Genomic DNA, 14,084 nt, shown 5'->3' with positions numbered 1-14,084 from the left:
AAAAATAGAAGATTCATATGAAAGTAAATTACGGGGGCACAGTCCCCATTTCCACCGTGGACTGGACAGGAAAGGCAGCAGTCACTATTTTTTTAAGAGGCTGCCCCCTGCGCTGCCCTTATTGCCATAACCACCCTTACCTGGACGAGCCAAATCCGGTTGACCTTGATTTCGTAAAAAAAGAGATTGAGAAGTCCCGGCCTTTTGTAAGCGCCGTTGTATTTTCGGGAGGAGAACCCCTTATGCAGGCGGCAATCATCCCTCTGGCGGAATTTGCAAAGGAAAAGGGATTTTTTGTCGGGATTCACACAAACGGCTGTTACCCGGAAAGAGTTGAGGAACTTATCAAACGAAACCTCGTGGACAAGTTCTTCATTGATGTAAAGGCCCCGCTCGATGACCCCGGTCTCTACGGAAAAGTTGCAGGGTACGGGACGTATGCAGCGGTCAAAAAGAGCCCTGAAGAAATCGCGACAGCCGTTGCAAAAACAATAGCAAATGTAGATTCAGGCGGGACTGACCTGGAACTTCGGACGACAGTTATCCGGGACTTTATAGGGAGCGAAGCTGAAATTTCCCGGATTGCGGCATGGATTTCCGAAAACGTCAAAAACGTGGATCTAAGCTACGTGCTCCAGCAGGGTCAGCCGGAACACGCTATGCAGGAAAGCCTTCGAGACCGCTCTTTCCTGGACAGGGAAGAGATGTTAGGCCTTGCAGGCGTGGCAAAGAATTTCCTGAAAAACGTGAGGATCAGGACGATGGAAGAAGGAGAAGAAATCGTCTGAGGCCCTTCTTTTCATATTCTCTTTTTTTAATTATTTGGCATGAAAGCCCTAAGGAATCGTGAAAATATAACTTCATATTTTATTTAGGGAATTGCTTTATACTCATACAGGTTGTGTTTTTGTTGGTAGAGACGTTTGGTGTGTGCACTCAAACCACGGAACACACGGAATACACGGAAAAAAGAATGCCTGAAGACGCTATTGAAGGTTGGGCTGGCGTTTTTTAGTCCGCTTTCAAGAATCCAGATTTGTTTTTGAATCAAATTATATAAAGGTCCAAAGTACTCACCGGCCATCAGGTCGGTTTCCGTGTGTTCCGTGTGTTCCGTGGTTAAGAAATGGTAAACAAAAATACTTGATATTATATTTGACTCATTCCTTAATAGGCGTCTTCCATCTTTTTTGTCCCGCGTCGCAGACGCGCCTGAGCAAAAAAATAGGCTCTTCACTGTTTTGTGTGTATAACCACCACAAAAACAGCCCCTTCTTTGAGTTAAGATTCGTTATACCCATAGGGAATGGCGAAGAGCCAAAAAATATGAAAAGAAGAGAAATTGAGAGGAGTGGGATTTTGTGGAAAGAGTGCTCTGGAATAAGTTCAAATTGATTTGAAGTTTACAAAAGTTTTATAGACCTCTGGACAACAAACCCTAATTTATTCTCAACTTCAATATTTTAAGCTTTAGATGTTACCTCAAAGGTTACAAAAGTTAGATAAGGAATCGGACAGATAAAAATTCAGTTCACTTTAGTTATAGTCTGCCTTTTACACCTTTTTAAACAAAGTTTCGGAGCTGTTTCCCATGGTAAAAAACAAAGCTTCCATTCCCGATAAAGTCTCTTCAATCGGAGAAAGAGCCCTGATTTCCTGCCTCTGCGAAATCTTTAAATCTCCTGCCTCAGGCGAAGTCCTCAGAGGTGCGGGAAGCGACGACTGTGCCGTGCTTGACCTTGGCGGGGAAGACTGCCTGGTCGCTACCACGGATATGCTGCACAGGACAACGGATTTTCCTGAAGAGATGAGCCCCTGGCAGATAGGCTGGATGTCCGCGGCTGTGAACCTGAGCGATATAGCCGCCATGGGCGCCCGCCCCATCGGCCTTTTGATGGCAATCGGGATGCCTGTGGATACGGAAATTGCCTTTGTGGAAGAACTTGCAAAAGGCATGAAAGCCTGCGCTGAGTTCTGCGAAACGTCAGTGATTGGGGGCGACATCGATACCCACACCGAGCTTACAATTACGGGAACAGCCCTCGGAAAAGCAAAAAAAAGTCAGGTCCTTTCCAGAAGCGGCGCAAAGCCCGGAGATCTGGTCTGCGTAACAGGTTACACTGGCTCTGCCGGGGCGGCCCTTGAAGCCCTCCTGACAAAGAGAGAAGCAAGCGAAAAGTTTTTGAAATTCCTCCTCGAACCCGTCCCCCGCACGAAAGAAGCCCAAAAACTCGCAGCTTCGGGCGCCGTCACCTCCATGATGGATACAAGCGACGGCCTCGCCATGTCCCTGCACGACCTCGGAAAAGCCAGCCGGGTAGGTTTCATGATAAAAGAAGAAGCCTTCCCGATTGAGGAAGAGGTCAGAGCTTTTGCCCCTGATCCCGACGAACTGCTCAACCTGGCCCTCTACACCGGGGGAGACTTCGAACTTCTTTTTACAGTCAGGTCCGAACACCTGACAAAAGTACAAGATATATGTAAGTTGAGAATCATAGGGAAAACAACAAATGAAGAAGAAGGAATCCTGCTCGAACGGCCCGATGGCGAAACGGCCCGGATTGAGCAAAAAGGATACCAGCAGTTAAAGGCTGCGGGGAATTAAAAAACGGGGAAAACCCAACCGTTATAAAACCCTCTAAATTCAAAACTCCAGTTACGGATTTAATGATAAATTAATTACGATTACCTGCAATTCATCAGAAAAAATAAACTGCATATATAAAGAAAGAAAATATTAATAAATTAGAAACAGTTTTTTAAAGATAATATAATATTTAGAAGGTTAGGATATGAAAATTCACACTAATAAACTACTAGCAGGACTCCTGTTGCTGGGCTTGTTCTGCGGGCTTGCGATGGCGGCTACCATAGTAGACCCAACTGAAGATCAGGAATTAACATTAAACCAAAATGGCGAAATGACACTTTCTATCTCCCTAGATGAAGATGCCAATGTCACATGGACAGTTGATGATTTAACAAAGAAAACAGAAAGTAATGTAAGCAGTAGTGAATACAAAATAACTTCTGAGATAACAAGTACTCCGGGATCCTATACAATAAAAGCCATCCTGAACGAAATCGGTCCCGAAAGGGTCTGGACTCTGAATGTAAATCCAGATGTAGAACCATTAAAAATTCTCTCAGATTCTATTGATCCAAATACAGATCCAACATCAGAAGAGAATATTTCACAAACATTCAGTATTAAAACAAATAAAGCAGCTGATATAATTTGGTCTATAGATGGCACAGAAGTAGATTCAAAAAATGATGTTACAGAACACACGTATGAAAACAATAGTGCAGCGGTAGGGGAACACGAGGTAAAGGTCGTAGCCCAGAACGGAACAGAGACTGATGATTATACCTGGAAATGGACAGTGAAAGAAGAGAGTAAACCTGAGTTAAGCATCCAGAACCCGCAACCCGATAATGATCCAGAATCTAATTTCAAAGTGAATCAGACCTTCAGCATTGAAACAAACCAAATTTCAAACATAACATGGTTTATAGACGGCGTGGAAGTAGATTCAAAAAATGATGTTACAGAACACACGTATGAAAACAATAGTGCAGCGGTAGGGGAACACGAGGTAAAGGTCGTAGCCCAGAACGGAACAGAGACTGATGATTATACCTGGAAATGGACAGTGAAAGAAGAGAGTAAACCTGAGTTAAGCATCCAGAACCCGCAACCCGATAATGATCCAGAATCTAATTTCAAAGAGAATCAGACCTTCAGCATTGAAACAAACCAAATTTCAAACATAACATGGTTTATAGACGGCGTGGAAGTAGATTCAAAAAATGATGTTACAGAACACACGTATGAAAACAATAGTGCAGCGGTAGGGGAACACGAGGTAAAGGTTGTAGCCCAGAACGGAACAGAGACTGATGATTATACCTGGAAATGGACGGTATCACAAAAATCTCTAAATATTACAGAAAATCCAGCTGAAGGCAATGTGGAAATTTCCGAAGGAGAATCCCAGACATTTAATGTGTCGAGTGATAATATCTTCAATATCGAATGGTTTGTTGATGGAGATTCTCAGGATGACGCAAATGAAGATAATGTGAATTTTTCCTCATTTACCTATGAAGACGCAACTTCCGGGGAGTACAATATTACCGCAGAAGTAAGTGACCCCAACGGAACATATTCATCTAGGACGATAAAATGGACTCTTCAGGTCCGCTCCAAATATTACTCAACTGGAAACAGGATCTGGGAAGATGGGGCCGGCCTTTCAAATGTGTACATCTGGACTCCTCAGAGTTACTCGGGCTTCTATTATGACCTGGACTCCGGGGAAGGCGCCGAAACCATGACAATCACGCTTGATGGTGATAGTGGAGACGTGAGCAGAACCATCGAGGATGGGAATCTTGTTTACGAAACAAGCCCGATACCTACTGATTTTGAATACGGTAGCTGGGGCAAATATCAGGTCATCGGCTTCATGGCAGAGAAGTACTTTGCGGGGTATATCGACAGTGGCGATGATGAAAATAAAACTACTGTCGGGAATGAAGACCTGGACGCGAACTTAATTGATGAAGGGGTACTCGCCAAGGTGCTCACCGACAGTGACGATAAGGAATCCATCTATTCAGGCTCGGACCTTGTCCTTGAAGATGGATATTCCCTGAACATCGTGGAAGTTGACGTAAACGGGGACCAGGTATGGGTCCAGCTCGAAAAGGACGGAGACGTTGTGGAAGACCAGTTCCTTGGTTCAGGGGACGATTTCATCTATGAGGCAGATCTCGGAGACGCCGAGGACGTACCCATCATCATTGCCCATTTCGGGACCGTCTTTGCCGGACAGGAGACCAGTGCGGTATTCGTTGAAGGGATTTTCCAGATTTCGGACAATTATATCGAAATCGAAAGTGGAGACAGCTTCGGAGAGATGGAAGTAGATCAAATCAGCAGTGACCTGATTAAAATGGAAAACGAGGACTCCATCTCACTTAAAAAAGGCGACACCATTGACATCATGGGTAAACTCCAGATAATCGTTGCCGATGCCGATGATGATGTCCTTCGTTTTGCCCCTATCGTGGAAATGTCCGAAGCCGGGACCTACGAACTCAGGGGAACGGTGTTTGACAAAGATAAAAGCGAGGTAGCTCCCGAATGGACTCCTCTGAACTTTGAAGGCTTCTACTATGACATCGATGAGGGCCTTGGGACTGAAAGCCTTGTTGTAGATGAAGATAAGTTTGACGTTGACGGCAGGGATATCGATGATGGCGGCCTAGAGTACAGGACGGAAACAAATGAAGTCGAATTTGAAAATTCAGACTGGGGTAATTTTACGGTCATAGGCTTCATGGCAGAGAAGTACTTTGCAGGCTATCCTGAAGGTGCGGTCAACGGGGAAATCGATGACGATGTAAGCATTCTTGGCGACGGTTACCTCTCCAAAGTCCTGGCCGACAGTGACGATAAGGAATCAATGTACTCCGGCTCGGCCCTTGTGCTTGAGGAAGGATACTCTCTGGAAATCCAGGAAGTCGATATCAACGGTGAAACTGTCTGGGTGCAGCTCCAAAAGGACGGAGATGACGTGGAAGACGCCTTCCTTGCATCAGGTGAAGACTACGTTTACGAAGGCGAACTGGGCGACGCTGAAGACGTGCCCCTGATTATCGTCCACTTCGGAACTGTCTTTGCAGGACAGGAAACCAGTGCAGTATTCGTGGAAGGTATATTCCAGGTTTCCGACGATTACATAGAAATCGAAAATGGAGACACCTTCGGAGAAATGGAAGTAGACAGCATCGGCGATGATGAAATCGTCATGACAAACGATGACAATATAGACCTTGGAGAAGACGACACCATTGACCTCATGGGTAACGTCAAGTTCAAAGTTGCCGATGATGATACTCTCAGGTTCTACCCCTTTGTTGAAGTCGAAACCGAAGGTAGTGGATCTGCAAGCCGGGAACTGAAGATCAGTGTGCCTGACGAGATCTTTGTGGATGAGGAAATTGAAATCGAAGTTACCGCTGACGACAAGGCCGTGGAAGACGTGACCGTGAAGCTCGACGGGAAATCCATAGGGAAAACCGATGAAGACGGGATCCTTTCTTACACCTCAACCACAACAGGAGACTTCAAGGTTACAGCCGTAAAGGATGGCTACACCACCGCAAACAAGAATATGGAAGTCCTTGAGCAGAAGGAAGAGATGAGCATCAGCGTCTCCCCTGAGACGGCCTACGAAGGAGAAAGGGTTACTATTGAGGTCCTTAAGGCCATCGGAGGAGATGCGATTGAAGATGCAAATGTTTCCATAAACGGGGAAATTCTGGGCAAGACCGATTCGGATGGAACCATTTCCTACACCGCATCGACCCCCGGAAGGATTTCAATCACTGCCGTTAAGGAAGGCTTCCTCGATCAGGACATCAACTTTAACGTAAAGGCCCTTGAGGCGATTTTTGTTTACTCCAACCTTGTGGCCCCCATCGAAATAAAGGCCGAAAAGGAAGCAGAGATTTCGATTGCTGTGGAAAACACCGGAAACGCAGCAGGCGAGACCGAGGTCGAACTCCGTGTGAACGGAAGCTTCGTAGATTCACAGATGGTTTCCCTCGGAATCGGGGAAAGCACGACCGTTACCTTCCTCCACGCAGAAGAAGTGCCAGGTAGCTACACTATTGAGGCCGGAGACCAGACCACCACATACGAGGTTACCAAGAAGACCTCGGTCCTTCTCTACGCCCTTTTAACCCTAATCCTCCTGGTGGGAGGAGGAGCTGCCTACATGTTCACCAAAGGTGGCATGACCGTGGCAGACCTGCAGGAAAAGATAGCGGAACTTACCGGAAAGAAACCAAAAGAGTAAGCTGTCAAAAACTGTAGAAAATTGAATACAGAAAAGGGAAAAACTCCACGCAGCCGGAAACGTGGGGTTTTTCCTATTTTTTAAATTATTTACGTCTTTTTTTTTTCTTATTTTCTCGTCCTTCCTGCTCTTTTTCTGATTTTTCGAACCTTTAATGACTCGAAATAAGGAATTGAGGATTTTTGCAGATCCTGAAAAAAGGCCTGAAAAGAAGCAAAAATTATAAACCCATATATACAAAAATAGTGGAGAATTATAAGAGATCATGTCTTTCGAGATATTTCTGCTTTTCAATTATTTCAAGATAGAATTCTCAATTCTAAAAAATTATATTAACTTATGAAAAGGTGTTCGGATGCTCAAAAGTAAAAGTATTTTTCCCCTGCTTACGGCAATTCTCATACTGATACTCTGCTTGAATTCTGCGGGCGCAGCTCCCCAAATAGAGGTTTACAGCGGCGCCATTGAAGAAGGAGACGGCTACCCTCTTGTTAATTCCCTGAGCAATTACAGAATCCTGGCGACGGAAGCTCTCTCAATAGATAGCTTCACCCCCGCATGGAATGAAATCGAAATAGGTGGGAACCAAACCGGACTTATCGAATTTTCGATCGCCGCAAACCAGGCCTGTACAATCAACTGGTACGTAAACGGTGCCCTTGAAAAAACGGAAGAAAGCTCGGGCTACTCCTCATTTCTCCTGGAAACGGCAGCGTATCCACCGAGCATATACGAAATCCGGGCCGAGGCCGTAAAGAATTCAGAAACCGTTGAGAGGGCCTGGACTCTCCGCATTTATTCAGAATACTACTACAGAGGCAGCAGGATCTGGGATGAAAATGCGGGCCTGAGTGATGATTACACCTGGGACTACCTGAGTTACTCCGGTTTCTTCTATGACCTGAACTCTGGCCTCGGTTCCGAAAGTATGACTATCAGCGGCATTTCTGATGGGAACATTGAGGAAAACGACCTGGTTTACAGCACAGTGCCAATTGAGACTGATTTCGAATACAGGGACTGGGGTTCCTATCAGGTAATCGGCTTTCTGGGAGAGAAGTACTTTGCGGGATATGAAGACGATCGCACGGAACCTGTGGATGATGATGTCAGCTTAATCCATGAAGGGATCCTTTCCAGGGTGCTTACCGACAGTGATGAAAATAAATCCGTCCATCAAGGTTCTACCCTTGTCCTTGAAGACGGATATTCCCTGAACATCGTGGAATCTAACGTAAACGGAGATACCGTCTGGGTACAGCTTGAAAAGGACGGAGACGTTGTGGAGGACCAGTTCCTTTCCTCAGGGAGCGATTTTGTCTATGAAACAGACCTCGGAGATGCCGAAGACGTGCCTATTATCATTGCCCATTTCGGGACTGTCTTTGCAGAACAGGAGAACAGCGCCGTATTCGTGGAAGGGATTTTCCAGATATCGGATAACTGCATTGAAATTAACGCAGGGGACATTTTCGGAGAAATGGAAGTAAGCTCCATGTCTTCTACGAAGATAAAAATGGAGAACGAAGATGACATCAATCTCGAAAAAGGCGATATAATCGATCTCATGGGCAAGATCAAGATCCAAGTTGCTGATGACGATGCCCTCAGGTTTGCTCCTGTTCAGGACATGTCCAAAGCCGGGATCTATGAGCTGCGTGGGACCGTTTACGATGAAGAGGGGAAACAGACTATCAGGTGGGACCCCCTTAATTTCGAAGGTTTTTATTACGATATAGATGAGGGTGTCGGGACCGAAACTTTTGAGATAACGGACCTTAGTGGAAACGAAATCCCTGAAAATAACCTGATTTATACCATCACCGCCGACCAGGTTGAGTTCGAGTATGATGACTGGGGTGAATTCCAGGTAATCGGTTTCATGGGAAAAGATTTCTTTGCGGGCTTTAGCGAGGATAACACGACCTTTATAGACAGTGACGTAAACCTCCTTTCTGAAGGTATACTCAGTAAAGTTTTGATCAACAGCTATGAAAACAGGTCTATTTACTCGGGCTCAACCCTTGTCCTTGAAGAAGGATACGCTCTGGAAATCCAGGAAGTAGACATCAACGGAGACACGGTCTGGGTGCAGCTCCAAAAGGACGGAGATGCAGTGGAAGATGCCTTCCTTGCTTCAGGTGAAACCTACGTTTACGAAAACGACATGGGAGATGCGGAAAATATCCCTCAGATTATTGTCCATTTCGGGACTGTCTTTGCCGGACAGGAGACCAGTGGTGCTTTCATTGAGGGTATATTCCAAATTTCTGATGATTATATAGAATTAAGGGTAGGAGATAATTTCGGGGAAATGGAAATTAAAACTTTACTTTCAAAGATGCATGTTTTTCCGTTATCAAGCGGCTTTGTTTGTGTGGGCCTAAGGAATGAATAATCCTACTGATGACGTTTTTATTGGGGTGGCAGGTAATTACCCAAGTTCAAGAAAGAAAATAATGATGCTTGCTTTGTACTCATCTCTTCCAGAATAATATTACACTTATTTGATTCTTTATCCTGGATAACTGCCAGCCTAATTTCGGACAAATTTTCAATTAGTCTTCTCATAGAAAGACCATATCTCTTTGTCTCCCAGGCTAAATATCTGTAGAAAAGTAAGCCAATTATAGACAGAAATACGTGAACTTTGATATTTTCATCTTTGTGGTGGTACACCGGTCCCACAGGGACAAGCAGGTGATCATTCAATAGCTTAAAATCATCCTCTATAGCGCCTTTATTGTTGTATGTTTGCACAATTTTTTTAGTGTGCCAACGGTGCTTATCTGTAAATAGTATATTTTTTCCTAATGAATTTTCGCGCTTATTTTTATTCTCTTCGTCAATCCAGAACTTTAACTGAGGTTTTTTCTTACCTTCAGGAGCATCAGTAATTTCATATTTCACCATACTTCTGTATTTTTTGATAATAATGTCTGCAACCTCTTTTTCTACACTGCTCCTGTTTCTTGCTTTTCCTCTGTTGCTTTCCAGTCTCCTCTGTAGGTCTTCCAGATTCTCAGTTATTTTTGACATATTTGACTCACAAGTTCTTTTTTGAAGTTTGTGAGTTCCTTCATTGAAAGTAATTACTGTTGTAAATTCTGTCCCGTAAAACTGATGCTTTGTCCGATAGCCATAAATTTTGTGGCCTTCTGAGCTTTCATATAAAAATTGATATTTAGATAATGGCACTTCAAGAAGATCATCTGCCTGATTTGCTTTTACAGCCCCTACAAAATTCATCTTTGAAGTTGCTTTTTCAATGTTGTCCTTTGAATTGTTTCCCTTATCAAAAACAAGAACAAGGTCTTCCGAACAAATATTCAATTCGGTTAGACGGTTTACTATTTTGTCAACCAGACCTGAAAATTCCTCTGAATCATGCACATTTCCTGGATATGTCTCGTGAATAAAAGGTAAGTTGTAATCATTAGCAGCCAGCGCTACAGATACCTGATTTTTGTCTTTACGATGCTTTTTGTTATACCCTTTATGAAGCAATTCACTTTTTTCATCATAATTGGTAGCATAAGTGAACCAGTTTGATTCATCCACAAACAGTACTGAAGGGGTTAGTCCTTTTTCGATGAGAACTCGGCACAAATCGTCTTCAATATTTTTCATTGTGTCGGAATCAATGTAATTCATATGATTCAAAAAATTCTGACAATTTAATTTATGAGGGAATTTCCACTTAAAAGATAAGGCCGATTTTTTGAACCATTCCCCAATACCGTTTTCACTTAAAACTCCATGAGATTTCCCCACTATATCAAGTAAAAGATACTCTCCGACACTTAAACCATCGATTGATTTTTTCATAGTGTGCTTGTTCACTATGTCAACGAATCCAAGCTCTTCATTCACATGAAGAAGTGCGGCAAGTTTGCCGTACTCAAAAGATTTCAGTTTCATGTAGGGCAATGATTCACTCTGTTTTTTCATTTCAAATATTTTTTCGGCATTGCCTAAATATATCTGAAATATAGTTTTCACTTTTCCATCAATTCTGCCAGTTTTAATAATATACCAGTATTTTTTACCGTTGATTATTTTCTGTTTTAAAAAAACCATGATATAAATTTAGGTTCTACGTATATAAAGATATTTCTTCAAAAAACAGATACAATAGGCTTTTTAAATGTAATTTAGAACTTAGGCCTTACAAATATTTTTTTTAACGGATCTTCCTTGCCACTGATTTTTGTGGCAAATCAAGGCAAAAATAGCTCTTCTTTGAAAGCTGAGTAAAAGTGTCAGCAAAGCTGGCATCATAATGAGAAATGAGGACGATATTAGCCTCGAAAAGGGGGAAAGAATCGGTATCATAGAAAACTTTGAGTTCAAGGTTGCCGATTCCATTGAAGGAGATGTCCTGAGATTCTATCCTTTTGTAGAATACATTAAAGAAAACACCGAAATAGAATGGAAAATATCTCCCAAAAACCCGGTAGCAGGAGATACAATTATCCTTAGCGGCACTGCCTCTCCTGATGAAACTGCTGGACTGGAAATATCCCTTGAAAAAGAAGTACCTGTGGTAGAAGGAAAATATTATTACGAGATAGAGGAAGTAAAGATCCCGAAAGGAGAGAACAATCTTTTTACCGCAAGAGCCGAAGGGGTTCAGGACCTGAATGTAAGGGTAAAAAAATTAATATGGATCTCCATATTTAACGATGCCACAGACGGTGTTGCCATCATTTCCCAGGGGCATGTACCCTCGTGGACTTACGATAAAATCCGTATAGACGGCCAGGCTGAAAACGGAACTGAAAACGTTACCCTAAAATTCACCGCCTCTGAAACAGTAAGGTCCGACTCCTCAGGAAATTTCAATATAAGCTATAATACCTCCTACCTCCCCCCCGGAGAATATCAGATAAAACTCGGAGGGAATTCAAAAACAATCACTCTAAAAGCGCAGGACGAGAACTCTTCCTGGAACCCCTGGATTTCCCCGACCTCCGAAGAGGGTGAAAAAATAAGCACAACTGAGCTTCAGGAAGCGATATACTGCTGGCTGAACAATGAAGCGGCCCCGGAAACAGGCGTGGAAATCACAACTGAGAGGTTGCAGGAAATAATATATCAATGGCAAGAAGCTGAGGAAGTGTAAAAAGAAGGGAGAAAAACTCCGAAAAGGAAAAGAGAATTCGGAAAGGGAAAAATACTAAATAATCCCGCAAAGTTCCGGATCTCAGTCCATTTTTTTGAGTGCAAGCTCGATTGCGTCCATCAGACTATCCTTCGGAATGATGGTAGTAACCGGGATGTTCAGGATTTTTTCCACGGTCGGGCTGACGATGGGGGCGCAGACCAGGGCCTTTGCTCCATCTTTTTCGGCGCGTACGGCCGCAATGATCGCTTCTTCCATAGAGGTGGCCGAGTATTCCCTGATGGTAACCAGTCGACCTGCGATCTTTTTCTTTGTCTCCACGATATTGTCAAGTACAGTTCGGGCTGCGATTACGGCGATAAACTCTCCGCTTTCAGACTCCCTGAGTTCCCGGATAGTCCTTATGATCTGGCGTAGAGTCTTGATGTTGGGGTCCCTGTTTCCGGATAGGATCTTGTACAGGGTGCTCGGGGGGATGTTTGCCTGTTTGGCAAAATCAACGGCGGTAAGGTTCAGATCTTCCTTAATTACCTCAGAAAGGATTTTCTGGAACATCGCGTCGGATTCAAATGCAGCTTTAATCACTTTATCTGCAGCGTTCATAAAAACACATCCTCTTAAATAATTTCAGGTAAATATTATATTTAAAGGTTAATTCCTTCCTTATTGAGAAATATTCATAGATGTATTAATACATATAGGTTAAATTTTGAATAATTTGAGAAACTATATATAGCAAACTCTAACGAATAATAGAATTATTGAGAATATTATTACATACTGGCACATCCCGGTGCCACGAAGAAAATATTTTAAGGATAATTAAGATTTCTTTTTAAAAATTTCAGGTCAGCTTCTCTCTTTAATTAAGAGTGGACCTGAAAGTGTAAAAAGTAGAAGTTCAAAGAAAATGGAAGTTATCGAGGTGAGCTTTTGAAGAAAACAGCTATACTGATCATTATTGTACTGTTAATCTCAGCAGCCTTCGTATCCGGATGTGTTTCCGAAGACGAGAACGGAGCCGGAGATAGCGGAGTCGATGAAGGCACAGAAGCCGTCCCTGCTCCGGGCCCTGAAACCCTCAGGGTGGGCTACCAGCCGAGCACGCACCAGATCGCATACATGACAGCCAAAGATAAAGGCTGGTGGGAAGAGGACCTGGCCCCCTTCGGGATAAAGGAAATCGAGGAACATGAGTTTCCCACAGGAGCCCCTGAGATGCAGGCCATGCTTACGGATCAGCTCGACATAGCCTATGTGGGAGCAGCCCCCGTACTCACGGCTCTGGGCCAGGGCCTTGACGCGAGAATCGTTGCCGCAGTCCAGATTCAGGGCTCGAATCTGATCCTCAGGCCAGAATTTGATTACAGTAGCCCCGAAGATCTGAAGGGCCTAAAAATTGCCACCTTCCCGCCGGGCACCATCCAGGACACCCTGCTCCGGACCTGGTTGAGCGAAAACGGGCTTGATCCCGAAAAGGACGTGGATATAAGAGGAATGGGGCCCGGAGAAGCCATAAGTGCCATTTCGTCCGAAAGCGTTGATGCGGCCTTCCTCCCCCACCCAGCTCCTGCAATCATCGAGAGTGAAGGAAACGGACGCTCCATCGTGGCCTCGGGAGAGATGCAAGCAAACCACGCCTGCTGTGTGCTTGTCGCAAGCGGAGAACTTATCCGGGAACACCCTGAAATCGTTGAACAGATCGTAAAGACTCATGTCAGGGCAACTGAATATAACAAAGAAAACCAGGACGAAGCTGCTCAGACTTTTGCAAACTGGACCAACTGGGAAGTTGAAAAGGTCGAGAAATCCCTTACAGACTGGGACGGAGCCTGGATTGCAGACCCTGAATTCATTGCGGACTCTACCGTCCAGTACGCCCAGGTCCAGTATGAGCTCGGCTACATCCAGAAACCTCTGACAAAGGAAGAAATCTTTAACACAAGCTTCTATGAGGCAGCAGTTGAGTAAAAAACCTTGATACTGGAGAAAAACCATCTCCGTGTGCATAAGTCAATATAGACCGAAACAGAAGGCCCAGATGTCCAGAAAAGGGCATATTGGACCTTATTTTTTTCAGAATTTTT

At 43.9% G+C, this 14,084-nt stretch carries 8 protein-coding genes; 6 read left to right on the top strand and 2 right to left on the bottom strand.

Features of this window, described 5'->3' with window-relative positions; genetic code table 11:
• Positions 1–17: 17 nt before the first annotated feature.
• From ACZ5QV_RS07295 to ACZ5QV_RS07280, 4 genes are all read left to right on the top strand, one after another.
• Positions 18–788: an anaerobic ribonucleoside-triphosphate reductase activating protein gene (locus tag ACZ5QV_RS07295; RefSeq protein WP_464601883.1), complete on the top strand. Its 771-nt coding sequence runs from the start codon at positions 18–20 to the stop codon at positions 786–788.
• An 803-nt stretch (positions 789–1,591) separates the two neighbouring features.
• Positions 1,592–2,605: a thiamine-phosphate kinase gene (thiL, locus tag ACZ5QV_RS07290; protein WP_464601882.1), complete on the top strand. Its 1,014-nt coding sequence runs from the start codon at positions 1,592–1,594 to the stop codon at positions 2,603–2,605.
• Positions 2,606–2,792: 187 nt separating this feature from the next.
• Positions 2,793–6,872 (top strand): S-layer protein domain-containing protein, encoded by a 4,080-nt coding sequence (locus ACZ5QV_RS07285; protein ID WP_464601881.1) that lies wholly within the window; start codon positions 2,793–2,795, stop codon positions 6,870–6,872.
• Positions 6,873–7,227: 355 nt separating this feature from the next.
• Positions 7,228–9,270: an S-layer protein domain-containing protein gene (locus ACZ5QV_RS07280; protein WP_464601880.1), complete on the top strand. Its 2,043-nt coding sequence runs from the start codon at positions 7,228–7,230 to the stop codon at positions 9,268–9,270.
• A 17-nt stretch (positions 9,271–9,287) separates the two neighbouring features.
• Here the strand turns inward: ACZ5QV_RS07280 and ACZ5QV_RS07275 are convergent, their stop codons facing one another.
• On the bottom strand, positions 9,288–10,952 hold the full coding sequence (locus ACZ5QV_RS07275; RefSeq protein WP_464599431.1) for an IS1634 family transposase: 1,665 nt from the start codon (positions 10,950–10,952) through the stop codon (positions 9,288–9,290).
• A 202-nt stretch (positions 10,953–11,154) separates the two neighbouring features.
• On the opposite strand from ACZ5QV_RS07275, the gene ACZ5QV_RS07270 reads away from it, so the two are divergent.
• Positions 11,155–11,997 carry a hypothetical protein gene (locus tag ACZ5QV_RS07270; RefSeq protein ID WP_464601879.1) on the top strand — a complete coding sequence of 281 codons (843 nt, stop codon included), beginning with the start codon at positions 11,155–11,157 and terminating at the stop codon, positions 11,995–11,997.
• An 81-nt stretch (positions 11,998–12,078) separates the two neighbouring features.
• On the opposite strand, the gene ACZ5QV_RS07265 is transcribed toward ACZ5QV_RS07270, so the two are convergent.
• The gene (locus tag ACZ5QV_RS07265; RefSeq protein ID WP_464601878.1) at positions 12,079–12,600 is read right to left on the bottom strand and encodes a helix-turn-helix domain-containing protein; all 522 of its coding nucleotides are present in this window, start codon (positions 12,598–12,600) and stop codon (positions 12,079–12,081) included.
• Positions 12,601–12,930: 330 nt separating this feature from the next.
• Here ACZ5QV_RS07265 and ACZ5QV_RS07260 point away from each other — a divergent pair, with 330 nt between their 5' ends.
• Entirely contained in the window at positions 12,931–13,968 is a 1,038-nt protein-coding gene (locus ACZ5QV_RS07260; protein WP_464601877.1) for an ABC transporter substrate-binding protein, read from the top strand.
• Positions 13,969–14,084: the final 116 nt, after the last annotated feature.

This window comes from Methanosarcina baltica (assembly GCF_055394095.1).
This window is presented reverse-complemented; position numbering and strand designations above follow the sequence as displayed.

Excerpts from the sequence above, each read along its gene's own strand:
- ACZ5QV_RS07280 (WP_464601880.1), top strand. The coding sequence starts at position 7,228 with ATGCTCAAAAGTAAAAGTATTTTTCCCCTGCTTACGGCAATTCTCATA.
- thiL (WP_464601882.1), top strand. The coding sequence starts at position 1,592 with ATGGTAAAAAACAAAGCTTCCATTCCCGATAAAGTCTCTTCAATCGGA.
- ACZ5QV_RS07275 (WP_464599431.1), bottom strand. The coding sequence starts at position 10,952 with ATGGTTTTTTTAAAACAGAAAATAATCAACGGTAAAAAATACTGGTAT.
- ACZ5QV_RS07285 (WP_464601881.1), top strand. The coding sequence starts at position 2,793 with ATGAAAATTCACACTAATAAACTACTAGCAGGACTCCTGTTGCTGGGC.
- ACZ5QV_RS07295 (WP_464601883.1), top strand. The coding sequence starts at position 18 with ATGAAAGTAAATTACGGGGGCACAGTCCCCATTTCCACCGTGGACTGG.
- ACZ5QV_RS07270 (WP_464601879.1), top strand. The coding sequence starts at position 11,155 with ATGAGAAATGAGGACGATATTAGCCTCGAAAAGGGGGAAAGAATCGGT.
- ACZ5QV_RS07265 (WP_464601878.1), bottom strand. The coding sequence starts at position 12,600 with ATGAACGCTGCAGATAAAGTGATTAAAGCTGCATTTGAATCCGACGCG.